Consider the following 25,932-nt stretch of genomic DNA (forward strand, 5'->3'; position numbering starts at 1 on the left):
ATAACTACACGAGGTTGGAATGGAAACAATAATGGAATGGGTTAGCCAGCTCAACAGCCTGGTTTGGGGTGTGCCCATGCTGGTGATGATCCTGGGGGTAGGACTGTTTCTGTCCATAGGTTTGCGCTTTATGCAGCTTCTCAAGCTGGGGCGGGGGTTCCGCTTACTCTGGTCCGGGCGGATCCCGGATAAAGACACCAATATGAAAGGGGAGATCAGCCCCTTCAATGCGCTGATGACGTCACTGTCGGCCACCATAGGGACAGGGAATATCGCCGGGGTGGCGACGGCAATATTTCTTGGCGGCCCGGGGGCGTTGTTCTGGATGTGGTGCACCGCGCTGGTGGGGATGGCCACCAAGTTCTCCGAAGCTGTGTTGGCGGTCAAGTATCGCGAGGTCGATGACAGCGGCAACCACATAGGCGGCCCTATGTACTACATCAAGAACGGCCTCGGCCAGAAATGGGCCTGGCTGGGAACTTTATTCGCCTTATTTGGTGGTTTTGCCGGTTTTGGTATAGGCAACACAGTGCAGGCCAATTCGGTGGCCGATGCCTTGGATAGTAACTTTGGCGTTCCAGCCTGGGCAACCGGCCTGGTAATGATGATTTTGGTGGGTGCTGTTTTAATGGGCGGCATCAAGCGGATTGCTGATGTGGCCGGTAAGTTAGTGCCCTTGATGACAGTGTTTTATATCACCGCAGGCTTGGCTGTGATTGTGGTCTATTTCGATCAGATCCCGGCGGCGTTGGAGTTGGTATTTGTGAGCGCCTTCAGCCCAGTGGCGGCCCAGGGTGGTTTCGCCGGGGCGGCAGTTTGGGCTGCCATACGTTTCGGGGTCGCCCGCGGAGTGTTTTCCAATGAGGCAGGTCTTGGCAGCGCACCGATTGCCCATGCGGCTGCGCAGACCAATAACCCAGTGGCTCAGGGCCTGGTAGCCATGCTGGGTACCTTTATCGATACCATAGTGGTCTGCTCCATCACAGGTTTGGCGATTATCGTTTCCGGTGCCTGGACCTCGGGGGAAACCGGCGCGGCCTTGACCTCCTATGCTTTCAGCCATGCCTTGCCTATAGGGCATTACATAGTGGCGGTGGCTTTGGCTATTTTCGCCTTTACCACTATTCTCGGCTGGAGCTTTTACAGTGAAAAGTGCGTGCAATATCTGTTTGGTATTCGCGCTATAGTGCCGTTTCGCTTGGTCTGGACTCTGATGGTGCCAGTAGGGGCCGTTGCGTCTCTGGACTTTATCTGGCTGGTGGCCGACACCCTCAATGCCATGATGGCGATTCCCAATCTGATAGCCCTGGCGCTGCTCAGCCCTGTGGTTTTCGCGCTGACTCGTGAATATTTTATCAAGCAGCGCCAGGCCGAGTTGCAAAAATAGTGGGTCAATCAAGCGATCGCCATAAAAATGGGCAACTTATAGTTGGCCATTTTTTATCAGTCGGCGTTACTGTCAAACTCAGTGTCTTCCAGTAACTCGAACATGGGCTCGGCATTGGGTAACTGTTTGAATAGGTGACTGAAGTGTCGCTGCACGCCTTTGAGATCTATCCCAGCCATGCCTGAGGCGAAACCAAACCAGGCATAGAGGCCACTGAAGTTATCGAACATAGGCGGCAGATACTTGGGGGCGGCAATAAGCCCCTCCCTGTGGGCCTGATAAAGCACCGGGATATCCTCAATGGCCAGCTTGCCGACAAACAACATGGGGATGATCTCCGGGATCCCGGCTGTGATGGCAGAGCGGATAAAGTTAATGTTTTCCACATAGCCGCGCACATAGGAGATATCCTTGGTGAAGTAGCTGCCGCCTTGCACCATACCACCGCGAAATACTCGCTGAGTCACCCGGTAGCTGTCTCGTTTGCTGAGGTTCTGGCCGCAGAAATAGTTGAATACTTCTATGAAGTCGGCGCCTTGCTCGGCCATATCGACCGCAGTGATCCTGTCGCTGATGCGTCTGGCCCGCCCAGGGTTGGAGCTCAGGGTGATGGTTTCCATCAATACGGCTAGCCCTTCTTGGGCTGCGGCTACCCTGGGAGAACCAACACTGAGCCAGGTGGCCCAGGGTTGAGCCCGGCCATTGAGGGTGGTGCCCACATGTACCCAGCCCTCATGTACCTCATAAACATCGAGGTCCGATTGACTGAACAACGCCTTGCTGTTGAGTTTGACCGTATCGCCGCCCACTGCGGCATCCGAGACTATGCCGTCACTGAGGCGCACCCGAATATCGTCGCTGTGGAAATAATCTTTCAGGCGGCGGCTGAGAATATCCACCGCCTCCGGCGCGGCGATTTCTTTGGGGTGATGACGATTGCTGCGCAGCGCTGCCGGTAGCGAGAAGATGTAACTCAAACGATCGCCGAGCTGCCTGAGATTATGTCTGTCGCCGTGGAGCTTATGGTTGGCACTGCCGTAGAGGCGACGGCTGAATTCACCGAAATCGGCCTTGCCTCTATGTTGCAGCATGTCGATAACCTGAAGATATTGCTCGATATTGGCCACCAATATCTTGCCCAGCTTGTCGTATCTTCCCAGGTGCTTGCGGGTCTGCAAACGCAATTCGGTTAACTCTTGGCGGGTTTTATCCGGGTCAAAAGGCAGTGGCAGGCGCTGGTAAAACTCGGCGTCTATGGCGGGTAACTGCTTGCCGTTGTTTTCGAGAAATCGGGCTTCCACCTCCCTCGGCCACTTGATGGTATCGAGGATTTTTATCGGTTTTTGCAGCCGGATCAGCTCGTCCGAGAGGCGCCGTAGATCCTCTTTATAGGTACTTGTGTCTGGCATCAATGGTCTCCTCGGAAGACACAGGTTATTGGCGGCTATCATCTTGGATAACGCGCTGTCTGGCAACAGAATTTATCCTTGCCAGATCTTGGTGCAGTTGCTTGGTTATTGAGCATAGTCGCCGCGTATGATTTAAGCTAATTAATTGATATTCATCATGTTGCAATATTGGCACTCAAGCTGCTTATCTGAGGTTGTATAGGCGAACTTTCAGGAGCCGTTATGGCAAACATGAGTTACTTGAGTGTGATTGAACGTTTTCATGAGTATCAGCCGCTAATCGATGAACTATTGCAGTCGATTTTGACCGGAATGGCCGACTCTCAGCTCTTTGATGACACAGGGCGGGCCATCAGGGTGTTTTCTGAAGTGGCAGCCTGTTATCCCTTTGTGGAATTGATGTATTTGCTGGATGAAAATGGTCACCAAGTGAGCCCGAATCTGGCGCTTATCCAGCAAAAGATCAAACTGCTAGCTGTGGGTGAGCATCCGGATCGCAGCCAGAGGCCCTATTTTCTCAATGCCGGCGACAAGAGCGGGGTACAGATAACTTCACCTTATCTTTCCAATGCTTCCGGGCAACTCTGTTTGTCGGCATCCATGGGCGTGAGTCGTTTGGATGCCAGTCGCGGCTTTGTGGTGGTGGATATCAACCTGACCCGGCTGATTGAGTTTATGATGGGCGACAGTCACAGGCGCAAGGTGACGCCGCTGTTCAAGGCAGTTTATCTCACTCTGGTGACAGGGCTATTCATCATAGTCGGGGTACTGGTGTTGATCTCGGCCAGGGATATTTGGCATTTATTGGCGCAGGGGCCGCAACTGGCTCATGATTCGCTCAAGCCGTTTGGGATCATCATCTATATCACCCTGGCGTTGGCGATATTCGATCTCGGCAAGACCATACTGGAAGAAGAAGTGTTGATGCATAAAGACATCTTCCGCCACAGTTCCACCCGGCGCACCATTACCCGCTTTGTTTCCACCATATTGATCGCCATCTCTATCGAGGCCTTGCTGACCATGTTCAAGGCATCACTCGGACAGGTGGAGTACATTCAGGGAGCGATTTTGATGATGTTGGCGGTGGTTGGCTTGTTGGTGGCCTTGGGACTATACGTCTGGTTGGGGGCAAAGGCCGAGGCCTTGCTTACCCAAACCCAGTCTTTGAGAGGACGGCAAGGGTAAGGAGGGTGTTGCTGGCACCCTCCCATATTAAGGAAGGCTAAAACATATCGTCATCATCGAGCCCCATGGCTCGTCTGAGTTCCAAGCGCTCCAAGTAATCTTCCAAACGGCGTTTTACCTGGCGTTTGTGTTGCAGCGCCTTTTCGGCCTGACGGTTTTTTGGGGTGGTCATTGCTTCAATTTCAGCATCGTTGGGCACGAGTTCAACAATATGGGCCATCACGAATTCCTCACGGTTTATCCAAGGATTTTCTAGCCAAAAAAGCATTGGCTGAAAAGCAAAAATTTTTGTCTAACAAAGCAAATGATTCTGTCCGTCCCTCTACTCAATATTAGCTTTGGTTAAACTGAAATCTAGCACTGAGTTGCAATAGGAAGTGAGATCGAGACAACATTTTGACGATCTTTTCCAAGAACCTAAATTTGAGGGGGTTTTGCTGTTTTTAACTTGTTTTTTTCATGAACCCGACCAGAATTAACCCCATGGCATTTGCTTAATTGGCTAAGGACTCGGCTGTTTATGATCCCGGACGATCGTCTCACCGCATCATCCACCTCTGTAAAACGCTTCGGCTTTTCCACTCCGGCCTCGGTTTGGGTGATTATCCTGGTTGCACTCCTTTTTACTTGCCTGGGTTGGTATCTGTTTAATCAATATGCGGAGCAGCGCGGACGTGAGCGCTTTGAGTATCAGGCCATGTTGGTCAAAGATGCCATAAGAGATCGTCTGTTGACCTATGAGCAGGTACTGCGGGGGGGCGTGGGCCTGTTTATGGCATCCGATGGCGTGACCCGTGAGGAGTGGCACGAATATGTGACCAACGCCAAGATGGAGAGTTTTTATCCCGGGATCCAGGGAATAGGCTACAGCGTTATTGTGTCACCGGAGCAGTTGACTGCCCATGAGGCAGCTATCCGCGCTGAAGGTTTTGAAGAATATCGGGTGTACCCAGTTGGTAAGCGTGATACCTACCAGGCCATTATCTATTTGGAACCCTTTGATTGGCGTAACCGGCGGGCATTTGGTTATGACATGTATTCCGAACCGACTCGCCGAGAAGCAATAGATAGAGCCATCAACACAGGGGAGGCGGCGATCTCCGGCAAAATTACCTTGGTACAGGAAACCCAGCAGGATATTCAGGCCGGCTTCTTGATGTATTTGGCGCTTTATGATGAAACTTCTGCCGGCCCCAAGGCTGCTACAGGTGTGGTCTATGCCGCCTTTCGAATGAATAACCTTATGCAAGGCATTTTGGCCGATAAGTTTCCCAGCCTGAATCTAGAGATCTTTGATGGCGACACCCCCTCAGACACTTCGTTGCTGTACAGCACTGAGGAGCTGGGGCCGATTGCCAAAACCTACAATCATGTGTTGCCGCTCAAGGTCGGTGGTCATCAATGGTTGCTGCAAATCGGCGCTGACAAGAGTTTTGTCACTGAAACCGAGAAACTGCAAAGCAAATTGATGCTGGGCATAGGCCTGCTGTTTATCTTGGTGCTGCTCTATTTTCTGCTCAGTAATGCCAGAGCCAGATATCAGGAAGGCTTGCTGGCCAACGAGATACTGGCCAATGAAAAACGCTTCCGCTTGGTTATAGAGGCCTCGCCGTCGGCGCTGATCATGGTTGACGGCCATGGGCTCATCACTCTGGTCAATGCGCATACTGAGCAACTGTTCGGTTATGCCCGGGACGAACTACTGGGCCGCAGCGTGAACATACTGCTGCCGGAGAGCCTGCATAAGTCACACAATCAACACATGGGCGGTTATCTGCAGCAGCCTATTGCCAAGAATATGTCCCAGCGTGATGACCTGTTCGGCCGAGCCAAAGACGGTTCTCTGGTGGCGGTCGAAGTGGGGCTAACCCCAATCCATTTCACCAATGGCCAGTCGATTTTGGCCACTATCAATGATGTGTCGGATCGCAAAAGGATTGAAGCCGAGAAAGCTCGTCACACAGAGGAGTTGGAAAAAATAAACCGTGAGCTGGACAGTTTTGCCTATATAGCCTCTCACGATCTTAAGTCGCCGCTGCGGGGCATAGAGCAGTTATCCGAGTGGCTGGCAGAAGATCTCAGCGACAACAGTAGCGAACAGGTGCAGAAGTATCTGCACCTGATCAAGAGTCGGGTCCAGCGTATGGTCCTGCTGCTGGATGGCTTGCTGACCTTCTCGCGTATAGGCAGGGTAGATACCGAGTTGACCGAAGTGGACAGCAAGCAGTTGCTGCAGGACACCTTCAGCCTGGTGGCTCCGCCAACTGGGTTCAAGCTGGTTATCTTGTCTGAAATGCCTGTTCTGACCACGGCCAGGGTGCCGCTGGAGTTGGTATTTAGAAACCTGTTCAGCAATGCCATCAAACACCACGACAAGGGGGAGGGTGTACTCAGCGTCAGCAGCGAGCGCCAGGGCGACTATTATTGTTTCTGTGTTACCGATGACGGCCCTGGGATAGCGGCCAAGTTTCATCATAAAATTTTCGCGATATTCCAAACGCTTAAGCCTAGAGATGAGGTAGAGGGCAGTGGCCTGGGGCTCTCTTTGGTGAAAAAGTCGGTGGAAAATATGGGCGGCAAGATCTGGGTGAAATCGGAAGGGCGTGGTTGCAGCTTTTACTTTACCTGGCCGGTGCACTTCAAGGAGGAGTCATGAGCCAAACTGCCGGATATAAGGAAGTCACTATTCTGTTGGTCGATGACGATGATGTCGATTACATGGCGGTACAACGGGCAATGCGGCAGCTTAGACTACTGAACCCCTTGGTCAGAGCCAAAGATGGTTTGGAGGCCTTGGAGATGCTGAATGATGGTCGGGTACATCATCCTTATCTAATCTTACTGGATCTCAATATGCCGCGGATGAATGGCTTGGAGTTTCTTGGTCATATCCGCAATGACCCTGCATTGTCTCTCTCAGTAGTCTTTGTGCTGACCACCTCAAGCGCCGATGAAGACAAGGTAGAGGCTTATAAGCATCATGTGGCCGGCTATATGGTCAAACATGAAATAAGCGATGGTTTTTATAATATTTTCAATATGTTGGAAAGCTATTGGCGTATTGTTGAACTGCCGGAAGCCTGAGGGATGGAAAGCATGAATTTGCTGTTGATCGATGATGATGAGATAGACAGAGCCGCTATCATTCGTGCCCTGGATCAATCGTCACTGGCGTTCAAGGTGCTGGAGGCCAACTGTGCCCAGAGTGGCTTGGAGTTCGCCTGCCAGCAGCACTTCGATGGCATACTGCTCGACTATATGTTGCCCGATGCCAATGGTCTGGAAGTATTGAGCCGCCTTAATGAATCGGCCGGAGAGCAAACCGCAGTAGTGATGATCTCCCGTTATGAAGACGACAAGCTGGCGCAGCGCTGCATCGAGTTGGGGGCACAGGATTTTCTGCTCAAAGATGAAGTGAATACCAGCCGCTTGACCCGTGCTATCCGCAATGCCAAGCAAAGGGCTTCCATGGCTTTGGCATTGCGCCAAAGCCACGAGAAGCTCAAAGAACTGGCTGAACATGATTCCCTGACCAAACTGGTCAATCGCTACGGTTTTGAACTCTGCCTGAATCGCACCTTGAGTCAGGTCAAGCGCCATCAGGACATGCTGGCGGTGATCCTCTTGGATCTGGATGATTTCAAGGGTATCAACGACACCTTAGGGCACCAGGTGGGGGATATCCTATTGGTGGAAGTGGCCAACCGTCTAAACGCGGCGCTCAGGGAAGGGGATCTCATTGCCCGTCTCGGTGGCGACGAGTTTGTGGTGTTGGTGACAGAGTCCGAGAATCGTTACTTCCCTATGGCGGTGGCCAATAGGCTGCAGCAGGCCTTCGAAGAGCCTTTCCCGCTGGGGGAACATGATGTGCTTATCGGCGCCAGCATTGGCATTGCTGTATACAGCGATTCTGTCTGCGACAGCTCAGAGCTGCTCAAGTGTGCCGATATTGCCATGTATCGCGCCAAAAAAATTGGCCGTAATCAGATCCAGTTTTATTCCGAAGAGTTGGCCAGGGAGGTCAGGTTTCGTAACCGTATCGAGATGGGACTGAGAACTGCGCTGGAGCGGGATGAATTCAGGGTCTTTTATCAGGGCAAATTTGATGCAATTTCCGGCGAGCTTTTGGGAATGGAAGCCTTACTGCGCTGGCAACATCCGGAAGATGGCCTGCTGGCGCCCGACAGTTTTCTACCGATAGCCGAAGAGATAGGCTTGATTGATGAGATAGGTGAGTGGGTGTTGGCACAGGCCTGCGCGCAAACCGTCGAGTGGCTGACGATGCTGGCTCCGGTAGGAAAGCAGTTATCTGTGGCGGTTAACCTGTCACCGTCGCAGATCATTCGCGAAACCTTGTATCAGACCATAGTCAGAGTATTGCAGCAAACCGGGCTGCCGGCATCGCAGCTGGAGCTGGAACTCACCGAAAATGCCCTGATTGAAGAACCGCTGGAGCTGGCCAAGGTGTTGGAGCGGATTGCTGCCTTGGGGGTAGTGTTGTCTTTGGATGACTTTGGCACCGGCTTTTCGTCCCTTGAGCACATCAAATATTTTCCTATCAATGTACTGAAAATCGACAAGAGTTTTGTGGCTTCGGTCGAACAGGATGAACGTGGCAAGCGTTTGTTGTCTGCCTTGATTAATTTTGCCAACGGTTTTAACGTGGTGTCTGTGGCTGAAGGTATAGAGACTGAGGCGCAGGCGCAGTTTTGTCGTGAGCGGGGCTGCAATCTGTTGCAGGGATATCTTTATTGTCGGCCGATTCGGCCCGTGGATTTTGAAGTGCAGCATATTTTACCTTTGCTGGCTGAGGGGAATGTTTGATTTTGCTTGCCTATTGGCAAAGTATGGTCAAAGATGCCCCCTCTTTTTTGCTGGGCCATAACTCTCTTTACCGGGTCTTCCAAACATGAAAATCGGTATCCTTTCTCAATTTCCCGAGCTCTATTCTACCCGCAGGCTGGTGGAAGCCTGTGAGGGGCGTGGTCATCAGGCCTTGGTGATCAATCCACTCAACTGTTATATGAACATCAACTCGGTGCAACCCAGTATTCATCTTGAAGGTGAAGAGCTTGCCGGTTTTGATGCCATTATCCCGAGGATCCATGCCAGTGTGACTTTTTATGGCTGCGCCCTGGTTCGCCAGTTTGAGATGATGGGGGTGTACGCCGCCAATGATTCCATCTCCATTGCCCGCTCAAGGGATAAGCTGCGGGCACTGCAGTTGCTGTCCCGCAAAGGGGTGGGCATGCCGGTCACAGGCTTTGCCAGCAAGCCGGATGATATTCCGGATCTTATCGCTATGGTGGGTGGGGCGCCGCTGGTGATAAAGCTTTTGGAAGGTACCCAGGGAATAGGTGTGGTGCTGGCAGAAACCAAAAAGGCCGCCGAGAGTGTGATAGAAGCCTTTTTGGGGCTTAAGGCCAACATTCTGGTGCAGGAATATATCAAAGAAGCCAACGGCAGTGATATCCGCTGCTTTGTGGTGGGTGATAAGGTGGTTGCGGCCATGAAACGCCAGGGGCCGGAGGGCGATTTTCGCTCCAATCTGCATTTAGGCGGCAGCGCCGAGAAGATTAAGATTACCCCTCAGGAGCGCAAGACAGCCATTGATGCGGTTAAGGCGATGGGGCTGGCTGTGGCCGGGGTGGATATTCTTCGCTCCGAGCGTGGCGCCTTGGTGCTTGAAGTCAATTCAGCTCCGGGTATTGAAGGTATAGAGTTGACCACAGGTATCAAGGTGGCCGAGCCGATAGTGGAACATATCGAAAAAATGGTTGCCGCCCGTAAACGCAATCGACCTGTCATCGCCTGATTGCGCCTCGGGCTTTCCCATCCTTAGAATTCGAACTCATAGACATAGCTGAGCACTATCTTGGCATCGTCGTTCGGCCGATCCGTATCGGCCACCATAAAGGAGACAGAGCCTATTCCTGTCTCCTTGCTGATGGCCAGATGGTAGTCGGCGTAGTCGGAAACTCCAAACCAGCTCTGCACCACATCACCGTCTGAATAACCATAGTGTGCCGTCAGCGTCACGGTTTCCGTGAGGGGATAACTGAAACCTGCGTGGATATAGCTTAAATCCTTATTATCCAGCGGCGCTTTGGCTACATCATCACCAGCGTTAACCACTTTGGCATAACCCAGCTCAAACCACTTCCAGCTGAGAGTCAGCGCCAGCTCACCAAAGTCGATATCGCCTTCGGCATCCGGGTAGCCATAGTAAAGATAGCCGATGTCATAGCCAAAGTCTTCGCCTATGCTGCCGGAGTAACCGCCGTAAAAATCGAGCTCGTAACTGGTGTCATCACCAAAGTCGACATTGGAGGCCCAGGTGCCCAGGTAAAAGCCTGTATCGTGGCTATAGTCTATACCACCTTGAACGGCGACAGAGTCATCCGTCTGGGTAACCCCACGCCACAGATAGTTGGAGGTGGCTCCTATATTCCCTGATACAGTCGCCTGGGCTTCGCCGGCCAGCAACAACAGACCTGCGATAACTGACATTGAAAACTTGGTGTGTTTCATTCTCATCCCCTCAATGGTTTGGATTCCGAAACCGGTAATAGCGACCGGCGCAGACACTCGTTATTGTCTGTGCGGAATGAGCGAATCTTGTGCCAAGTTTAAATAGGCATTAAATACATGTGGTTAGCTTTTGAATATAAAGGAGGTTAATGAAATGTTGCGTTTAAATGGGGCGTTTTGCCCTTTTTTTGTGCAGTTGAGTGTTGGGCACGACAGGCAATAAAAAACGCCTCATTATGAGGCGCTTTCATCCGTGAAAAGCGGCTTAGTTGACGCTGTCACGCAGTGCCTTACCGGCCTTGAACTTGGGAATCGTAGCGGCAGGGATCTGGATCTCTTTACCGGTTTGCGGATTACGGCCAGTGCGGGCCGCGCGGGTTGAGGTTTCGAAAGAACCAAAGCCTACGATGGAGATTTTAGATCCTTCTTTCATGGCATCAGTCACTGCTACTTCGAACGACTTGAGGGCGCGGGCAGCTTCTGCTTTGGACAGGTTTGCATGTTCTGCCATTTTTGCGATCAGTTCAGTTTTGTTCATCTGGAGCGTCTCTTCTTTCCGTCGATTGAATTATTATTGCCCATCTAACATGCCATAAGGTTTTTGGCTTGAAAAGGCCTTTCAGCGGGCTTCTTGAGCTTTATTTGTTATTTTTTAACCAAAATTATACAAATTTGTGAGCTGGGCGCCGATTTCCTTAAATTCAGTGCGATCTAGTCAGATTTTTCCTGTTGCAAAAAGCATTTTGTGTTGGCGGAAAAAGCCACCCAATACTGGAATAACAGTAAGGCCAACAACACAGCCGCCAGCGGCAGCAAGGGGATATTGCGCCCAGCCAGCTCAAGTTTGACATCTTCAGGTGTTATCTGCAGTGCCATCAGTGCAGTAGCGGCCAATGCCAGCAGCCCCAGAGTCTGGATAAAGAGATAGATACGCAGTGCCCACAGCGACCAACTTGTACGTAACACTATGCCCACCAATACTGGGATGACTCCCAAGGTAAATAGATCTATTGCCCCCGTACTGATGGTGCGCCACAGTGCTACCCCGGCCAGTACCAGATAGAGGATGCAAAGTAGTACCAAGGGTATTGGTCTTGAAATGGACATAAATGACTCCTGTGAGAAATTGGCCTAAGTCTATGGAAAGCCCTGGAGTGAGTCCAGCCGGATTTTAATCGCTTTTTCCGGTAAAATGAGCGCTGACATTTTTGGCAGGATAACACTCAATGACAGAAGAGCAGTTCTGGGAGCTGGTCAGCCGCGACTATCCCGATCAGGACCAACAGCAACTCCAGGCGCGTTTGACCGAAAAACTGCAAAGCTTGAGCGATGATGAACTGGCAGAGTTTGATAAACACTTTGCCCGGCAGCTCCGGCTGAGCTACAGCTGGGATCTTTGGGGCGCTGCTTACATCATCGCCGGAATCGATTCAGATTATGGCTTTGCCGAGTTTCGCAATTTCCTGGTGACTCTGGGAAAGGAGCGTTATCAGGCGGCCTGCAATGCAGCGGATTCGTTAGGGGAGCTGGAAGTTTGGCCACAATTGAATGGTTATGCCTATCCTTTTGTTGAGGAAATAGATCTGTTGGCCGGCCAGTTATACGAGACTCGTACCGGGAAAGAGTTACCGTTTGTGCCTTCGGGGCTGAGTCAGCCCAAGGGTAAGCGTTTCAACGATCAGCCCAAGGCTCTGCGTAAACTGTACCCCAAGCTCTGTGCCCGTTTTCCTTTCTAAGCAGGCTTAGTCGTTGCGCATCTGTTCACACTGAAAGCCCTGACGGCGGGAGTCGAAGCGGCAATAGCTGCCACACTCCCAAGGTGCCCCCTCTGCGGCCTGGGACTTCTCGGTAGCAAACGCCTTACAGCTGGCATAATCACCAAAATCGTCCTCTTTGATATAACGCCCCGAATCAAAGCCATGGGTATAAATGAAGGCACTCCAGGTTTCCGGCCCCTTGGGTTTGGCATCCTGATTGATGGCGATAAGAACAATTCCCAGAGCGGTAAATAGTCCCAAGGTAATCAGCAAAGGCGGTGAGAGTTTCACTGGTGCTCCTGTTATGGCTCGGTTTTTGGTTTATTAGATTACTTCCTCGGGCCTGACTCAAGCCGCATTGTTTGAAAGTTTGTTGTTGCTGCTACAAATTGATACTCAGGTTAATCTTTTTGGATGGTGTATTGCGAAAAATACTACATTAAAATAGCTACTTATAACACAATGCTATTCTCATATTAGTTTTGCGTTAAGCCCGGATTCAGGTTAAATTTTATACTCTGAGTTCGAAGCAAAAGCATACTGACAATCGCTCCCAAAGGAGGCTGATATGAAAATCAGACATCTGTTACTTGTAAGTGCCCTGGCCTCTGGCTCGGTGCTGGCGGCCGATAAGGCCGATGAAAACCCGGTTACTGAATCGGGTAAGGTGAAAATAGAGTGGCAGTCACCCAAGGATTTTCGGGATATCAAGTCTGCCGGTGAGCTGCAATCCCGGTATGAAAAACGTCTGTTTGATACTTTGACCAAAGCCTTGGATAAAGATGTTTCCTCATCTCTAAAAGATAACCAAAAGCTGGAACTGACAGTCACAGATGTGGATTTGGCCGGTGATGTGCGGCCTACCTTTGGCGCTACCGCCAACGATATACGCGTAGTCAAGAACGTCTATCCGCCTAAGATCAGCTTCAGTTATCGCTTGATGGAAGGCGATCAGCTAGTCATTGCCGGCGATGAAAAGCTGACCGATATGCAGTTTCTCGACCATGTAGACAGAATCAACAGTGACAGCTTCCGCTATGAAGAAAGAATGCTGAAAGACTGGTTCCAGAAAACACTCAAGCCCAAACTCTAAGCCGTTTTCGGCATCTCCAGCAAGCACAGCCCTTGAGGGTTGTGCTTGGCCTGCTTTTTCGCCAGCGCACACAGGCGGGACAATTCATGCTCGTTGGCGTCCAGGCTTAATGGCGGTGGCAGTATTCCGACGCTGAGGCGCAATAGCGGTTGAAAGCATTCCTGCTCTTGTCTGTCCTGGGCAAACAAGTGCTGCCTTTGCCAATGTTCATCACTGAAAAATTGCCTCTTGCCCCGTTCAAACTCTGTCAATATCTGCTGACAAACCCTGAGCAGTTTTGGCTCTGTGCCTATCATCACAAAATCATCGCCACCCACGTGGCCGATAAACTGTGCCTTGCCATATTGTCTGAGCAGGCCGGCGACGGCCCTTATCACCTCATCACCACGACCGAAGCCATAGATGTCGTTATAAGGCTTGAAATGGCATAGATCAAAATAGGCCAGATAAAAATGCTGTCGCAGTTTACGTAGCCGTTGCAGCTCTTCCTGAATGGGCACATTTCCGGGCAATTCCGTTAATGGGTTTGCGTGGCGTGCCATCTGTATTCTGTGTTCAGTGATGCGTTGCAGCAGCTCGCGGGTGTGACCAAGACCGATAAATTCCCCTTGACGCAGAATAATGAATTCCTGCGCTATTTCGGAGCCAGGCTTAGCGGTAAGTTTTTGGCTCACCAATGACAGAGGTGTAGCCGCATCGACCATAAGCACATCTCTGTCCATGAGTTCTGTGACCGCCTGGTGCTCATGAAGGGCGCGGCCATAGGGGCGGGAAAATAGCTCCATCAGCCGATGGCGATAGATCAGTCCCAAGGGACGCTTTTGCTCCAACACCACTATGCACTGAAGCTCCGGCTGGGCGAGAAAGCGTTCACTCAACTGCTTGAGCTCAGTCTCGGAGGGGCAGGTTTGTGCCTGATGGCACAGGCTCTCTGCCGCCTCGTTGTATCTCGGTTGTTCCTGCTGACGAATGGCAAGATAGCGGGTTTGCAGTTGTCTATCTGGCTGCGCCTCGGGTCTGCCGAGCAAAAAGCCCTGGCAATAAGTGAAGCCGAGCTGGCGCAATATGGTCAGCTCGGCTTCAGTCTCTATACCCTCGGCGATGACTTTACAGGTCAGGCTTTGGCAAAGCTCTATGATGGAGCGGACAAACTCCTGTTTTACCGGAAACTTGTCTATCTGATGAATAAAATGGCGATCAATTTTGACATAGTCGGGGGAGAGTTCTGACCAGAGACGCAGGCCAGAATAACCGGCACCCAAGTCGTCGAGAGCGGTTAAAAAACCTTGGTTACGATAGTGATTAAGGCAGGCTTTGAGCTGATCTATGTCATCGGCCGGGTATTGTTCCGACAGCTCTATGACCACATTGGATGGCGCTATGCCGAACTGTTGCAAGAGCTTGAGGGTTTGCCCCTTAGGATGGGTTGGATCCAGCAGTGCCTTGGGGGAAATATTGATAAACAGCTTGCCAGGCAATTGTTTTTGCTGAAATTGGGCTATGGATACCCGGCGACACAAGGTCTCCAGCTCGGAGAGACGTCCTTGGCGTTCGGCAGCGCTGAACAGATGAAATGGAGAGTGAACACTGCTGCCTATGGGGCCGCGGCTAAGAGCTTCGAAGCCGTGGATACTATTACTGTCTATATTGATAATAGGCTGAAACAGTGCGGTGACATCCTCGTTATCCAACACACTTCCAAGTTCAGCTATCCTGTCTATGGCCATCAAACTGCAATACCTCTCCAGGCCCAAATCGGATAGAGTTTAGTCTTGCTAGATGACATTTAGATGACAAAGCCGGGGTTGGCCCGGCTCATATTATTGATTCAGCTGTTTGAACTCTCGCTGCTTACTCTTATGTAAACTTCTCTAGCTACTTACTCTGCTGTTTAAATTTTTGCAGTGTTTGCAGCAAGACCGCCAGTTTCGGTAGCAGCGCCTCCAACTGTTCCGGTGTAGGTGCCGTTTCGGCTTCAAGATCCGCTACCGCCTGTGCCAACTCCTGTACATAAGGGAGGAAGCGATTACTTCGGGTGGTAAAGCCTTGTTCTTGGGTGAATACGGCAGAAAACTTTCCATGACCGGCCTGTTGCAGCTGATCCAGACGATTATCGGCATCGACAGCCTGGCGGTAAGCGGTCTGCAGATTGGCTTTCAGTTGCTCAATGACCTTAGTGTATGGCATAACAGCCTCTAACTGGTGAACTTTGGCTGAAATTATAAGGAACAGGGATGCGCGCAACAAGTCGACTGCTGTGGTTCTTCTTAGGATGTGGCTTACTTTTAAGTGGCGTGGCTCAAGCAAAAGATGGTGATACACCACCCTTCTACCAATTGGAGTTTGCCGGCAAGACGGCTTTTCTCATGGGCTCAGTGCATGTCGGCAAGGCTGATTTCTACCCACTGTCAAACCAGATAGAGCAGGCCTATCGCCACGCCGGCGCTCTGGTACTGGAAGCCGATGTCCGTGATCCTGCGGCGCAGCAATTATTGCAGAAGTATGGCTTAAAGGCCGCAATACCGGATGAGGAAACCCAGACGCTGCTGCAGGAATATTGTGGCGGCAAACCTTTATGCCGGCAATTGGCTATGATGTCCCCCTGGTTGCAGTCGGTACAGATCAGTATGCAGCGCTTCGTTGAACTGGGTTATCAACCCAGCCTGGGTGTGGAACAGTATCTGTTGGATGGAGTCGGTGATAAACCTGTGTTGGAGCTGGAAAGTACAGAAATGCAGTTGGCACTGCTGGACTCGCTGGCGCTGGAGTACCAGTGGAGTATGGTTAGGGAGAGCATTCGCGGCGAAGATCGGGAGATCCAGGCACTGATCACCGCCTGGCGCAGCGGTAATGAAAAAGCTCTGGCTGAGTTGATGCTGCATCAGCTGTCCACCGAAGGTGAAGATGTATTGTTGGAAAAACTGCTGTGGCAGCGTAACCAAGGCATGGCCGAGCGCCTGTTGAGTCTAATGGGCTCCAATCAGGCACCACTATTTGTGGCCGTCGGTGCCGGGCATCTGGCAGGCAAAAGGAGCCTACTCGAGTATCTGCATAAAGCCGGTGTCAGCAGCCGTAACTGCTGGCGGCAAAGCTGTGATATACCGCCCGGCGAGGCAAACTGAGGCGCTGAGGTCTATACTTGCTGTGCTTGGACACAGGGAGTTGAGATGCAAGGCATTAGCGATGCGTACAAGGGGTTTGAAGGAACAGTTCGTCAGTGGGATCAACGTTTTGGCAAGGTGGTTGCCAGGGTCGATCCCGGCGATTTTTATATTACAGGTGCCGATGAGTACATTTTTACCCGCTTGGGGTCTTGTGTGGCGGCTTGTATCTGGGATCCCGTACTCGGCATAGGTGGTCTGAATCACTTTCTGTTACCCGAGCGCAAACTTCACGAAGATTGGCACCAACTGACCAGCTACAGCTGCCGCTACGGCAACTGGGCCATGGAGCAGTTGATCAATGCCATACTCTGTGTCGGTGGTCAGCGACACAGATTACAGGCCAAAGTATTCGGCGGCGCCAGACTGGGCCAAAGCAGTGTGCTGAATGTCGGCCAGTCCAACATAGATTTTGTACTAGGTTATCTCGAAATCGAGCAGATCCCTGTGCAGGCGGAGGATTTGGGCGGCCCTTGGCCGCGTAAGGTGATGTTTCACCCCAACAGTGGCAAGGTCTTGCTCAAGCACATGGATCCCGAACGTCTGGCGCAGCTGGTGCCGGAAGAGAACCGTTATCTGGATCAGATAGTGGATGGCAAAGATCAACCCTCGATCGAGTTGTTCGGCCCGGATGCCTTGTGAGCAATGAAATGCACGTAGCGCCCCAGAGACAGATAGGGTTGCTGGCGTGAGTATTTCAGCTCCATCTCCAGCAGTTGCTGGAAGTCGAAATTATCCGGCAAGCTCTTTTTAAGATAATCATGGATGACCCGTACCCCGGATTCACACCTCAATCTCAGTTGCCACTCGTTAAACCAAGCTTGTACATCGGCTATTTGCAGCGGATGTTTCGGGCTGAGGCGGACTTTTTTGCGGGTTTGCAGATCGGCAGCCACATAGTCGAGATTGCCTGACACCAGGGCGTGAAAGCGCATCGCTTCCTTATTGAAAAACATCAGTGAAAACAGGCCGTCATCTTTCAAGAGTGACAGCAAGCCCGCCAGCGTACCCTTGGCATCATGCAACCATTCGGCAACTGCATGACAGAGAATGAGGTCGAACTGGCCCAGTTCCGTTACGTTCAGCTCCTGAATGGCGCAGTGCAGCAGTTGAATATCCAAGGGCTCGGCCGAGGCGGCAATCTGCTCTTTGGCTTGTTCCAGCATGGCCGAGGAGATGTCGCAAAGAACGACTTCATGCCCCATGGCCGCCAGTTTCTGACTGAAAAAACCGAAACCGCCACCGGCATCCAGTACTCTGAGTTTACGGCCGGCAAAATAGGGTAACTGTTCCTGCAGATCGCGCCAGAGTACGGCGGCTCTGATCTGCCCTTTAGGGGTTCCATAAATATTGTTGGCGAACTTTTGCGCCAGCTTGTCAAAGTTCTGATCTTGCACTTTGGAGGGTTCTGAATGACTTGAAGGCATATAGTGTCTCACAAGCCGCAGCCCTTGGCATCAGAGCCAAGCGCTTATGGCGGACAGATCGCAAAATCATAGATAGCTCCGAAAACGGCAGGGATGAGGTATAATGCTCGGCTTGGAATACTCAAGGTGGGCTTTTTGGTTATGGAATTCAGTGTCGAACTGCGAACAATGCCTTCGTTGTTTTCGCTGTATCGCAAGATTTTTTTCGGGCGAAAGCCTGGCTGGGACAACCAGCCTTTACCTCGTATCAGCGTTAATACTCCCGGCGTGGCTTTGGAGCCCGGCAAGGTGGCCGACTACGCTCAGGTGTGTGGCTTCGAGTTTGATGGCAAAACTCTGCCGCCTACCTATCTGTATGTGATGGCCTTCAGGTTGCATGCGGTGATCTTTACCCATGACGCCATCACTTTTCCTCTGCTGGGTATGATCCACTTGCGTAACCGTATCAGTCAGTTTCGCAGTGTTACTGTGGATGAGCGTTTCGATATCGACTGTCGCCTCACTGACAGCCGAGAGACAGATTCCGGGCTGGAGTTTGACCTTATTTCCAGGGTGACTGTGGCCGGAGAGCTGGTGTGGGAATCCTTGTCTACTTATCTGTATCGCATAGATAAGCCGGGGCGCAGGGCAAGACCCCCCAAGGCCGGGGATATTCAGTGGGAAAACCCCAGTGTCTGGGAGTTGGGTGACGACTTGGGGCGGCGTTATGCCAGGGCCTCGGGTGACTATAACCTGATCCATCTGCATCCCTTGCTTTCCAAGCGTTTTGGTTTCGACCGGGTGCTGGCCCATGGCATGTGGTCCAAGGCCCGCTGCGTGGCTCAGTTGATGCCTGAGCTGGGCAATAGGCCCTGTGTCATTGACGTGGCGTTCAAGTTGCCGCTGTTTATGCCGGCCAGTGTTTGCTTCTGCGCCGAGGCCATGGAGCAGGGCTATAAGTTTGAACTCAGAGATCAGAAAGGGCGCAGGCCGCATCTTTGTGGTGAGATCTCCCTGCTCTAAGCTGTCGGGGCCTAGGTTTTCCGCCTTGGCCCCTGTTTGGCGCCATTATTCCTGCGTTCGCTATTTTCCCTCCGTTCGGAAACTGTTTTTCGGCCAATTCAGGCCAGAGATTTCTTGACCCAGATTAAGGTATTGCTGAATAAAGAGGGCTCCGACTTTAGCTTGAAGCCGGAATGGCCTAGTATGCGGGTCCTTTGATCTATTTGCTTTGGCCCTTGTGGGAGTTTTACTGAATGTTGAAGGACATAGAGATCTCTAGAATGACGCCGAGGCGTCCCATTGAGCATATTGCTACTGAGCTGGGGTTGCGTCCCGGTGAGTTCAGCTGTTACGGCGACCACAAGGCAAAAATCCCGCTGTCCTTGCTCGAACGGGTCTATGACTATCTGCCCGGTAAGCTGATTCTGGTGACTGCGATAACCCCTACGTCACACGGTGAAGGCAAGACGGTGACCAGCATAGGTTTGACCCAGGCCCTGCATGCGCTCGAACACAAGGTCTGCGCCTGTTTGCGCCAGCCCAGTATGGGGCCGGTCTTTGGCGTCAAAGGGGGAGCTGCCGGCGGTGGTTATGCCCAGATAGTGCCGATGGAAGAACTGAATCTGCATCTTACCGGGGACATTCACGCCATTACCAGCGCCCACAATCTGGCCGCCGCCGCGCTGGATGCCAGGCTGCATCACGAGCAACGCCTCGGGGCGGCAGAGTTCAGCCGTCGCAGTGGCTTGGATGCGCTCAATATCGATCCGGAAAAGCTCTTTTGGCACAGGGTGATGGATCATAATGATCGCAGTCTGCGGCAGATTCAGGTTGGGCTGGGAAATAACAATGGCCCCGAGCATGAGTCTGGCTTTGATATCACCGCCGCCTCTGAGCTGATGGCCATTTTGGCCCTGAGTCGCGATCTTGCCGATATGCGCCGCCGTATCGGCCAGGTGTTGCTGGCACTCGATACCTCCGGACAGGCCGTCACAGCCGAGCGGCTCGGGGTTGCCGGTGCCATGTGTGCCATTTTGCGTCAGGCGCTGGAGCCGACACTGATGCAGACCCTCAACGGCGCCCCTTGTCTTATCCACACTGGGCCTTTTGCCAATATCGCCCATGGCAATTCCTCTATCATTGCCGACGAAATGGCGCTGAAACTCAGCGACTATGTGGTCACAGAGGGTGGCTTTGGCTCTGATATGGGCTTTGAGAAGTTCTGCAATATCAAGGCGCCGATTTCCGGACGTCAGCCGGATTGCACCGTCTTGGTGGCGACCTTGAGAGCGCTTAAGAGTAACGCCGGGCTCAAGGGAGAGGCTGTAAGTCGGCCTAACCAACAGGCACTGGAGCAGGGCTTTGCCAACCTGGCCTGGCACCTGGCCAATGTGCGCCGCTACGGCACATCTGTGGTAGTGGCCATCAACCGTTTTCCCGAAGATACCGAGCAGGAGCTTGAGTGGCTGAGACAGGCCTGTCTGACTGAGGGCGCCGATGCTTGTGAACTCAGTGAGGCCTTTGCACTAGGTGCCGATGGCGCCAAGGCTCTGGCCGAGTCGGTATTGGCGGCCATTGGCAAGGGGGATGGCTTCAAGCCTCTTTATGACCCTTCGCTTGGACTCGAGGCCAGCTTGGCAACCTTGGCCGAGCTTGGTTATGGCGCTGCCGGGGTAGAGTTGTCGGCCAAGGCCCGTGAGCAACTGGCCGAGATCCGGCGCCTTGGCGCAGACAAGCTGCCTGTGTGTATGGCCAAGACGCCAATGTCTATCAGTCACGATCCCAAACTCAAGGGCACGCCAAGCGGTTTTACCCTGCCAATCACTGAGCTTAGGCTCAATGCCGGAGCCGGTTTTGTCACCGCCTTGGTGGGCAAGGTGATGACAATGCCTGGGCTGGGTTTGAACCCAGGCTACCTGCATATCGATATCGATGAACAGGGTGAAGTGATAGGGCTTTAACTCGGCAATGACAAAGGGCGCATCTGCGCCCTTTGTGGTGTTGGATACTGCCGCACCGGTTTAACCGCGGTAGAAGTGTACATCCCGCTGCGGGAATGGAATGCTGATCCCTTCCTCGTCGAAGCGCATCTTCACCGCCCGGGTGATGTCCCAGTAAACTTCCCAGTAATCTTCCGGCCTGACCCAGGGGCGCACCACAAAGTCCACCGAGGATTCACCCAAGAGGTGCAGTTTAACCGTGGGCTCAGGGTGTTTAAGTACTTTGGGATGCTCTTGCACCAGTTGCTCCAGCACGGCTTCGGCCTGTTCGATATTGTCGCTGTAGCTGATGCCGAAGGTCATATCTACCCGCCTGTGATGCTCGGCGGTGATATTGTTGATGGTATCGCCCCAAATTTTGTTGTTGGGAACAATCAGTCGTTGGTTGTCCAGGGTCTTGATGGTGGTAGATACCAAGCTCATATGGCTGACTCTGCCTGTGACTCCGGCGGCATGGATCAGATCTCCGACATCAAAGGGACGGTAGATAAGGATCATCATCCCAGAGGCGAAGTTGGACAGGGTATCCTGCAGCGCAAAACCGATAATCACCCCGGCAATACCGAAACCAGCCAGCAGTGGGCCAAGTTCGAATCCAAGCTGTGACAAGGCTATCAGCAGCCCCAGGGTGAAAATAATCTTGCCGGAAAGCGAGGTGAAGAAGTCTTGCAGCAGCTTGCTGAACTTGAGTTTGGAGTTACTGACCGCCTTGGCGACGATTCGCTTGGTCAGTTTGGCCAGCAAGACGGTGATTAGCAAGATAAACAAGAAGATAAATATCTTGAACAGTATATCCGGCCCACCTTCAATCAACTGCGCCTTGGCGATATCGAACCATTGTCCGGCCAGACTGGAGACGATATCGATATTGAGGACGTCCTGGGTGATATCCCCGGAGATGGCAAACAAGGTCTTTTTCAGATCGCTGGTATCTACATCCAGTTTATCCAGCATGCTTATCACTGCACTCAGGCTGCTGCTGTTGTTTTCCAACCGTTCTTTTAGCAGGGTCAAGGTCTTGCTCTGCTCGCTGCTGACATCTTTGCCCGCCAGCGCATTTTCGGCTATTTGTACCCCCAATTGTTGCTGGTTATAGCTCACCAGACTCTCGAGCAACTCGGCTCTGACGATAAGACGTTGCTTGAGTGATTCTTTCGCCTGGCTGACATCCTGTCCCAGTTGTTCTGACCAATTGAGCAGTTCCAGCAAGCCTTTTTGAATTTCATCCTTTTCCAGACTACGGCGGGATATCTCAAGCATCAGCTGTTGATCTTCCCCTTTGCCGAGCTTGCCCTGCAGCGACACTATCTCCTTGTCGAGATATTGCACCATTTGCTGCAGGAGTTGTCGCTGCGCCTCCAGGTGCGGCAGAACGCTCATCAGGACCTGAGGGGCTGCATTCTTGTCGCCAATGGCATCTATGCTCTCTTTGAGTTTATTTCGCTGCGCCAGAGTCAGCGCCTTGATCCTAAACTCAGTCACTGCCTTGAGTTCGCCTTTGGCAGTGCGAAGCTGTTGGATATTTTGTCTTATAGTTTGCTGCATCAAAGTGAGCTGCTCGGTGGCGAGCGGTTCAGGTTCAGATGCAAAGGATTGCCAGGAAAGAGTTAAACACAACACGAGCAAGAGAGATCTAACCATGTTTTTGTCCGATTTTTATCTGTTTTTCTGAAGTGTTTGAGTCAATAAATATGACACGAAAATTTCCATGGTGCCTAAAAAGCGCGTGGATTTGTGGTTTTTAACACATAGGAGATATAAGGCGGACGCCAGCTTTGCTAGAATAGCGCCCCTTTGTCGAACTCGCCGGAGAACGCCCGAGTGTTATGCTCCAATTGCAATAAAACCTTTAATGTTTCTCAGATAGCCCAACAGCGGGGCAGCGGCTTTTCTGCGCAGATCCAGTGCCCTCATTGCGAGGCCTGGCTTGGAAAGACGCCTTGGTTATTGAAATTGAAACTGGTGGGTTTTTACCTGGGACTGGTGGCGGCGATCTGCTCCTGGTTGATACCAGAGACCAGGCACTTCGGGATACCTGTTGCAATCCTTGGGCTGATAGTCTTGCTGATCAGCCACCTGATGGATCATCTGCACACGGTTGAGGCACCGGTTAAAGTTGAAGAGGATGATTCGGCGCAGCGGCAGAAGTATCGCTGAGGGCTCAGTCTACCACCTGTACCTGATTGGCCAGGGAGGTTTCTACGTAATAGATACCGCCCAAAATGGCGCCGCAAAACAGAATGGCAAATAGGATAATCCCCAGGTTATTTTTGAGAAATGCCAGCATAGCTTTTCCTTTGGTTAGGCTGCTCCCATGGGCGAGCCCGCGCGAGCACAAGAGTATAGGGTAAACCTTAACCGCCAGAGCTTAAGCAGAACTTAATCTCAGCCCGGCCGGTGGTTTGCGCCGAAACCTCTGCGCCGTTACATATCTTGTAACTTTTAGTTTCAGCTTCGCCTTGTTAACCTTGTTGCAACCTCGGGGCAGGCTGGCTTACACTAGCGCCGGATCTATCTGGGGGATGTTAGGTTTGGATATCGCTGTTCGTACAAGAAGCACTATTGCCATATGGCTTGCCGCCATATTGGTGCTCTTGTCTGTGGCTGCATCGGCCCACAGCATTTCCCATCTCCAAGAGGGTCACAAGACCCACTGTACTCTCTGTTTTCATCAGCATCAGCTGAATAAGGTTATGCCCGGCACCGGGCTGCACCTGGATACTGTCAAACAATCCTATATCAGAGTCAGTTTTACGGCTCCTTCCTGGCAGGCGCCCCACGTTCGTCTGTTCAACAGTCGTGCTCCTCCTGTAACAGCCTGAATTTAAAGAAACCTCTATTTAAATTTTTTGCTATCGACCGCATGGGATTGCGGTGCGATGACTGCTGTATTTCAGGAGCTAAAATGACTGTTTTTTCAACTCGTATTTCGCCTCTGGTCTTGGCCTGTGGCTTGGTTTCCACCTGTGCCATGGCCCAGGACCCTTCGCTGACCAATCCGGCGATCAGTGCGGTTTTGGATGGCTATTATCAAACGGCGGACCGTCCCTTGGCCGAGCGCCAGGAAGGTTTTGGTCTGGGGGAAACCGAACTGGCGCTCAGCGCCAATATTGATGATATGTTCTATGGCAAAGTCACCACCATCATAGAAAACCATGATGGTGATACCGAAGTGGAGCTGGAAGAGGCTTTTATTCAAACTTTGGCCATGCCCGCCGGGTTTGCGGTGCGCGCTGGTCGTTTCCTGTCTGACGTGGGCTATCTCAATAATCAACATCCCCATACAGACGCCTTTACCGACCGACCAGCGGCTTACCGTGCATTCTTGGGCAATCACTACTTCGATGATGGTATCCGCTTGAACTATGTGGCACCGACTGATCTTTACTGGGTCATGGGACTGGAGGCCTTCAAAGGCGACAAGATGCGTGCCGAAGATGAACACGGAGAGCGCGAATTCAAGGATGTGGGTGTCTATAGTGCTTACACCAAGATAGGTGGTGATATAGGCGCAGACAGCTCCTGGCAGCTGGGGTTGTCATATCTGCGCAACGAAAATGGCCGCCTGACCCCCTTTGAAGAACATGCGGGTGAGGAAGAGGAGCATGATCACGACCACGAAGGTCACAGCCATGGTGCCGCCTATACGGGTGAAAACACCTATATCGCCGACTTTGTTTACAAGTGGGCGCCTAACGGCAACTACAAGTATCAGCATCTGACTGTGAGTGGTGAATATTTCCGGGTGGCGGATTTCGTTGCCGAGGCCGAGCATGAGCATCACGAGGATGAACACGCTCATGCAGAGCCGAAAGATTACCATCAGGGCTGGTATCTGAGCGGTGTCTACCAATGGAGTCCCAGCTGGTCTACCGGGATCCGTTACGGTGAGCTGGATACCCAGCAGGCCCATGATGATCATTTCCACGGTCAGAAGCTGAAAGAAACTGAGGTCAGCCTGGCCTGGCATCATAGCCATTTCTCTACCGTAAGACTGCAGTACACCAATCAGCGTGGCACTAATTTCAATGGTATCGAAGACGACAATGTTATCACTCTGCAATACGTTATGACTCTGGGGGCCCACGGTGCGCATCAATTCTAAATTTGTCGGCCTGGCCACGGCCGCTTTGACTCTGGTGGCCAGTTGGCAGGCTCAGGCCAGCCTGAATATTTTTGCTTGTGAACCTGAATATGCCGCATTGGCCAAGAGCTTGGCGCCTGATGCGGACATCTATTCGGCCACAACGGCCTTGCAGGATCCTCACCAGGTGCAGGCTCGGCCCAGTTTAATCGCCAAGATGCGCCAGGCTGATCTGGCGGTCTGCGCCGGTGCGGATCTGGAAATCGGTTGGTTGCCTATGCTGCAGATGAAGTCATCCAACGCCAAGGTACGCTCTACGGATCAGGGGCTGTTTTTTGCCGCCGATCAGGTTGAGACTCTGGATAAGCTGGATTCGGTCGACCGCAGCATGGGGGATGTGCATGCCAAGGGGAATCCGCATCTGCACTTTGACCCTTATCGGATGCTGGATATCGCCAAGGCGCTGAGCGCCAAGCTGGTGGCTCTGGATCCTCAAGGAAAAGCCGACTATGAGGCTGCGCTCAAGGCATTCAGCGAGCGTTGGCAGCAGGCGATTCCCAAATGGGAAGCCGAAGCGGCATCACTCAAGGGCCAGAAGGTTATCGCCTATCACACCAGTTTCCGCTATCTGTTCAACTGGTTGGGAGTTTCTCAGGTCGCAGATCTCGAGCCCAAGCCCGGGTTGCCCCCCAGCAGTTCGCACTTGGCCTCACTGCTTGAGCGGGCAGGGCAAGGGGATATCAGTGCCGTGGTGGTGGCTTCTTATCAGGATGAGCGCGGCGCCAATTGGCTGGGTGAAAGAGCCAAGCTGCCGGTGTTGGTGTTGCCCATGTCGGTCGGTGGAAACGCCCAGAGTCAGGATCTTTTCAGCTTGTATGATAGCGCCATCTCGCTGCTCAAGAGCGTGAAGTGAT

At 52.2% G+C, this 25,932-nt stretch carries 27 protein-coding genes; 16 read left to right on the forward strand and 11 right to left on the reverse strand.

Annotated elements, in window-relative coordinates; all coding sequences use genetic code 11:
• Positions 1-19 precede the first annotated feature (19 nt).
• Complete coding sequence (locus CX651_RS06305; RefSeq protein ID WP_101054814.1) at positions 20-1,387, forward strand: alanine/glycine:cation symporter family protein; 1,368 nt, start codon at positions 20-22, stop codon at positions 1,385-1,387.
• A gap of 56 nt (positions 1,388-1,443) precedes the next feature.
• On the opposite strand, the gene CX651_RS06310 is transcribed toward CX651_RS06305, so the two are convergent.
• Positions 1,444-2,796, reverse strand: a complete 1,353-nt coding sequence (locus CX651_RS06310; RefSeq protein WP_101054817.1) for a flavohemoglobin expression-modulating QEGLA motif protein — start codon at positions 2,794-2,796, stop codon at positions 1,444-1,446.
• A 222-nt stretch (positions 2,797-3,018) separates the two neighbouring features.
• Between CX651_RS06310 and CX651_RS06315 the strand changes: the two genes are divergently transcribed.
• A complete protein-coding gene (locus CX651_RS06315) occupies positions 3,019-3,984 on the forward strand; it encodes a PDC sensor domain-containing protein (protein WP_101054820.1) in 966 nt (321 codons plus the stop codon).
• Positions 3,985-4,021: 37 nt separating this feature from the next.
• Here CX651_RS06315 and CX651_RS06320 read toward each other — a convergent pair whose 3' ends face one another.
• Positions 4,022-4,204, reverse strand: coding sequence for a PA3496 family putative envelope integrity protein (locus tag CX651_RS06320; RefSeq protein WP_025886854.1), 183 nt, complete (start codon positions 4,202-4,204; stop codon positions 4,022-4,024).
• 303 nt (positions 4,205-4,507) lie between these two features.
• Here CX651_RS06320 and CX651_RS06325 point away from each other — a divergent pair, with 303 nt between their 5' ends.
• From CX651_RS06325 to rimK, 4 genes are all read left to right on the forward strand, one after another.
• Positions 4,508-6,640: a CHASE domain-containing sensor histidine kinase gene (locus CX651_RS06325; protein ID WP_373296808.1), complete on the forward strand. Its 2,133-nt coding sequence runs from the start codon at positions 4,508-4,510 to the stop codon at positions 6,638-6,640.
• Positions 6,637-7,068 (forward strand): response regulator, encoded by a 432-nt coding sequence (locus CX651_RS06330; RefSeq protein ID WP_101054827.1) that lies wholly within the window; start codon positions 6,637-6,639, stop codon positions 7,066-7,068. Before CX651_RS06325 ends, CX651_RS06330 begins: the two co-directional genes overlap by 4 nt.
• A gap of 12 nt (positions 7,069-7,080) precedes the next feature.
• Positions 7,081-8,808, forward strand: coding sequence for a putative bifunctional diguanylate cyclase/phosphodiesterase (locus CX651_RS06335; protein ID WP_101054963.1), 1,728 nt, complete (start codon positions 7,081-7,083; stop codon positions 8,806-8,808).
• A gap of 85 nt (positions 8,809-8,893) precedes the next feature.
• The gene (rimK, locus tag CX651_RS06340; protein WP_101054830.1) at positions 8,894-9,799 is read left to right on the forward strand and encodes a 30S ribosomal protein S6--L-glutamate ligase; all 906 of its coding nucleotides are present in this window, start codon (positions 8,894-8,896) and stop codon (positions 9,797-9,799) included.
• A 23-nt stretch (positions 9,800-9,822) separates the two neighbouring features.
• Here rimK and CX651_RS06345 read toward each other — a convergent pair whose 3' ends face one another.
• The 3 genes from CX651_RS06345 to CX651_RS06355 all read right to left on the reverse strand — a co-directional run bounded on the left by CX651_RS06345 (position 9,823) and on the right by CX651_RS06355 (position 11,622).
• Positions 9,823-10,515, reverse strand: a complete 693-nt coding sequence (locus CX651_RS06345; RefSeq protein WP_101054833.1) for a TorF family putative porin — start codon at positions 10,513-10,515, stop codon at positions 9,823-9,825.
• A gap of 265 nt (positions 10,516-10,780) precedes the next feature.
• A complete protein-coding gene (locus tag CX651_RS06350) occupies positions 10,781-11,053 on the reverse strand; it encodes an HU family DNA-binding protein (RefSeq protein WP_039034447.1) in 273 nt (90 codons plus the stop codon).
• Positions 11,054-11,226: 173 nt separating this feature from the next.
• Entirely contained in the window at positions 11,227-11,622 is a 396-nt protein-coding gene (locus CX651_RS06355) for a hypothetical protein (protein WP_101054836.1), read from the reverse strand.
• Between the two features lie 119 nt (positions 11,623-11,741).
• Between CX651_RS06355 and CX651_RS06360 the strand changes: the two genes are divergently transcribed.
• Complete coding sequence (locus CX651_RS06360; protein ID WP_101054839.1) at positions 11,742-12,251, forward strand: DUF4240 domain-containing protein; 510 nt, start codon at positions 11,742-11,744, stop codon at positions 12,249-12,251.
• A 6-nt stretch (positions 12,252-12,257) separates the two neighbouring features.
• Here the strand turns inward: CX651_RS06360 and CX651_RS06365 are convergent, their stop codons facing one another.
• Entirely contained in the window at positions 12,258-12,563 is a 306-nt protein-coding gene (locus tag CX651_RS06365) for a hypothetical protein (protein WP_101054842.1), read from the reverse strand.
• 277 nt (positions 12,564-12,840) lie between these two features.
• Between CX651_RS06365 and CX651_RS06370 the strand changes: the two genes are divergently transcribed.
• On the forward strand, positions 12,841-13,365 hold the full coding sequence (locus CX651_RS06370) for a DUF3016 domain-containing protein (RefSeq protein ID WP_101054845.1): 525 nt from the start codon (positions 12,841-12,843) through the stop codon (positions 13,363-13,365).
• On the opposite strand, the gene CX651_RS06375 is transcribed toward CX651_RS06370, so the two are convergent.
• Both CX651_RS06375 and CX651_RS06380 read right to left on the reverse strand, forming a co-directional pair.
• A complete protein-coding gene (locus tag CX651_RS06375; RefSeq protein ID WP_373296804.1) occupies positions 13,362-15,095 on the reverse strand; it encodes a GGDEF domain-containing protein in 1,734 nt (577 codons plus the stop codon). The genes CX651_RS06370 and CX651_RS06375 overlap by 4 nt on opposite strands.
• Positions 15,096-15,240: 145 nt before the next feature.
• Positions 15,241-15,552 (reverse strand): prephenate dehydrogenase, encoded by a 312-nt coding sequence (locus CX651_RS06380; RefSeq protein WP_101054850.1) that lies wholly within the window; start codon positions 15,550-15,552, stop codon positions 15,241-15,243.
• 47 nt (positions 15,553-15,599) lie between these two features.
• Between CX651_RS06380 and CX651_RS06385 the strand changes: the two genes are divergently transcribed.
• Together CX651_RS06385 and CX651_RS06390 are read left to right on the forward strand one after the other, a co-directional pair.
• Positions 15,600-16,487 (forward strand): TraB/GumN family protein, encoded by an 888-nt coding sequence (locus CX651_RS06385; RefSeq protein ID WP_101054853.1) that lies wholly within the window; start codon positions 15,600-15,602, stop codon positions 16,485-16,487.
• Between the two features lie 45 nt (positions 16,488-16,532).
• Positions 16,533-17,168 (forward strand): chemotaxis protein CheD, encoded by a 636-nt coding sequence (locus tag CX651_RS06390; RefSeq protein ID WP_101054856.1) that lies wholly within the window; start codon positions 16,533-16,535, stop codon positions 17,166-17,168.
• Here the strand turns inward: CX651_RS06390 and CX651_RS06395 are convergent.
• Positions 17,129-17,923 (reverse strand): methyltransferase domain-containing protein, encoded by a 795-nt coding sequence (locus tag CX651_RS06395; RefSeq protein WP_101054965.1) that lies wholly within the window; start codon positions 17,921-17,923, stop codon positions 17,129-17,131. The two genes, CX651_RS06390 and CX651_RS06395, sit on opposite strands and share 40 nt — an antisense overlap.
• Positions 17,924-18,121: 198 nt before the next feature.
• Here CX651_RS06395 and CX651_RS06400 point away from each other — a divergent pair, with 198 nt between their 5' ends.
• The gene (locus CX651_RS06400; protein ID WP_101054967.1) at positions 18,122-18,955 is read left to right on the forward strand and encodes a MaoC/PaaZ C-terminal domain-containing protein; all 834 of its coding nucleotides are present in this window, start codon (positions 18,122-18,124) and stop codon (positions 18,953-18,955) included.
• A gap of 233 nt (positions 18,956-19,188) precedes the next feature.
• A complete protein-coding gene (locus tag CX651_RS06405; RefSeq protein WP_101054859.1) occupies positions 19,189-20,895 on the forward strand; it encodes a formate--tetrahydrofolate ligase in 1,707 nt (568 codons plus the stop codon).
• Positions 20,896-20,955: 60 nt separating this feature from the next.
• On the opposite strand, the gene CX651_RS06410 is transcribed toward CX651_RS06405, so the two are convergent.
• Positions 20,956-22,575, reverse strand: coding sequence for a mechanosensitive ion channel family protein (locus tag CX651_RS06410; RefSeq protein ID WP_101054861.1), 1,620 nt, complete (start codon positions 22,573-22,575; stop codon positions 20,956-20,958).
• A 180-nt stretch (positions 22,576-22,755) separates the two neighbouring features.
• On the opposite strand from CX651_RS06410, the gene CX651_RS06415 reads away from it, so the two are divergent.
• Positions 22,756-23,091: a hypothetical protein gene (locus CX651_RS06415; RefSeq protein ID WP_101054864.1), complete on the forward strand. Its 336-nt coding sequence runs from the start codon at positions 22,756-22,758 to the stop codon at positions 23,089-23,091.
• A gap of 4 nt (positions 23,092-23,095) precedes the next feature.
• Here CX651_RS06415 and CX651_RS20250 read toward each other — a convergent pair whose 3' ends face one another.
• The gene (locus CX651_RS20250) at positions 23,096-23,221 is read right to left on the reverse strand and encodes a hypothetical protein (protein WP_037436329.1); all 126 of its coding nucleotides are present in this window, start codon (positions 23,219-23,221) and stop codon (positions 23,096-23,098) included.
• Positions 23,222-23,456: 235 nt separating this feature from the next.
• Between CX651_RS20250 and CX651_RS06420 the strand changes: the two genes are divergently transcribed.
• From CX651_RS06420 to CX651_RS06430, 3 genes are all read left to right on the forward strand, one after another.
• The gene (locus CX651_RS06420) at positions 23,457-23,756 is read left to right on the forward strand and encodes a DUF2946 domain-containing protein (protein WP_101054866.1); all 300 of its coding nucleotides are present in this window, start codon (positions 23,457-23,459) and stop codon (positions 23,754-23,756) included.
• An 83-nt stretch (positions 23,757-23,839) separates the two neighbouring features.
• The gene (locus CX651_RS06425; protein WP_101054869.1) at positions 23,840-25,039 is read left to right on the forward strand and encodes a hypothetical protein; all 1,200 of its coding nucleotides are present in this window, start codon (positions 23,840-23,842) and stop codon (positions 25,037-25,039) included.
• Positions 25,023-25,931, forward strand: a complete 909-nt coding sequence (locus CX651_RS06430) for a metal ABC transporter solute-binding protein, Zn/Mn family (RefSeq protein ID WP_101054872.1) — start codon at positions 25,023-25,025, stop codon at positions 25,929-25,931. The genes CX651_RS06425 and CX651_RS06430 overlap by 17 nt, the downstream gene beginning before the upstream one ends.
• Position 25,932: the final 1 nt, after the last annotated feature.

It is taken from the genome of Shewanella chilikensis, from assembly GCF_002836945.1.
GTDB lineage: Bacteria > Pseudomonadota > Gammaproteobacteria > Enterobacterales > Shewanellaceae > Shewanella > Shewanella chilikensis.

What these genes read in the sequence shown, in the direction of transcription:
- CX651_RS06305 (WP_101054814.1), top strand. Translation starts at nt 20, where the DNA reads ATGGAAACAATAATGGAATGGGTTAGCCAGCTCAACAGCCTGGTTTGG.
- CX651_RS06310 (WP_101054817.1), bottom strand. Translation starts at nt 2,796, where the DNA reads ATGCCAGACACAAGTACCTATAAAGAGGATCTACGGCGCCTCTCGGAC.
- CX651_RS06315 (WP_101054820.1), top strand. Translation starts at nt 3,019, where the DNA reads ATGGCAAACATGAGTTACTTGAGTGTGATTGAACGTTTTCATGAGTAT.
- CX651_RS06320 (WP_025886854.1), bottom strand. Translation starts at nt 4,204, where the DNA reads ATGGCCCATATTGTTGAACTCGTGCCCAACGATGCTGAAATTGAAGCA.
- CX651_RS06330 (WP_101054827.1), top strand. Translation starts at nt 6,637, where the DNA reads ATGAGCCAAACTGCCGGATATAAGGAAGTCACTATTCTGTTGGTCGAT.
- CX651_RS06335 (WP_101054963.1), top strand. Translation starts at nt 7,081, where the DNA reads ATGAATTTGCTGTTGATCGATGATGATGAGATAGACAGAGCCGCTATC.
- rimK (WP_101054830.1), top strand. Translation starts at nt 8,894, where the DNA reads ATGAAAATCGGTATCCTTTCTCAATTTCCCGAGCTCTATTCTACCCGC.
- CX651_RS06345 (WP_101054833.1), bottom strand. Translation starts at nt 10,515, where the DNA reads ATGAAACACACCAAGTTTTCAATGTCAGTTATCGCAGGTCTGTTGTTG.
- CX651_RS06350 (WP_039034447.1), bottom strand. Translation starts at nt 11,053, where the DNA reads ATGAACAAAACTGAACTGATCGCAAAAATGGCAGAACATGCAAACCTG.
- CX651_RS06355 (WP_101054836.1), bottom strand. Translation starts at nt 11,622, where the DNA reads ATGTCCATTTCAAGACCAATACCCTTGGTACTACTTTGCATCCTCTAT.
- CX651_RS06360 (WP_101054839.1), top strand. Translation starts at nt 11,742, where the DNA reads ATGACAGAAGAGCAGTTCTGGGAGCTGGTCAGCCGCGACTATCCCGAT.
- CX651_RS06370 (WP_101054845.1), top strand. Translation starts at nt 12,841, where the DNA reads ATGAAAATCAGACATCTGTTACTTGTAAGTGCCCTGGCCTCTGGCTCG.
- CX651_RS06380 (WP_101054850.1), bottom strand. Translation starts at nt 15,552, where the DNA reads ATGCCATACACTAAGGTCATTGAGCAACTGAAAGCCAATCTGCAGACC.
- CX651_RS06385 (WP_101054853.1), top strand. Translation starts at nt 15,600, where the DNA reads ATGCGCGCAACAAGTCGACTGCTGTGGTTCTTCTTAGGATGTGGCTTA.
- CX651_RS06390 (WP_101054856.1), top strand. Translation starts at nt 16,533, where the DNA reads ATGCAAGGCATTAGCGATGCGTACAAGGGGTTTGAAGGAACAGTTCGT.
- CX651_RS06400 (WP_101054967.1), top strand. Translation starts at nt 18,122, where the DNA reads ATGCCTTCGTTGTTTTCGCTGTATCGCAAGATTTTTTTCGGGCGAAAG.
- CX651_RS06405 (WP_101054859.1), top strand. Translation starts at nt 19,189, where the DNA reads ATGTTGAAGGACATAGAGATCTCTAGAATGACGCCGAGGCGTCCCATT.
- CX651_RS06410 (WP_101054861.1), bottom strand. Translation starts at nt 22,575, where the DNA reads ATGGTTAGATCTCTCTTGCTCGTGTTGTGTTTAACTCTTTCCTGGCAA.
- CX651_RS20250 (WP_037436329.1), bottom strand. Translation starts at nt 23,221, where the DNA reads ATGCTGGCATTTCTCAAAAATAACCTGGGGATTATCCTATTTGCCATT.
- CX651_RS06420 (WP_101054866.1), top strand. Translation starts at nt 23,457, where the DNA reads ATGTTAGGTTTGGATATCGCTGTTCGTACAAGAAGCACTATTGCCATA.
- CX651_RS06425 (WP_101054869.1), top strand. Translation starts at nt 23,840, where the DNA reads ATGACTGTTTTTTCAACTCGTATTTCGCCTCTGGTCTTGGCCTGTGGC.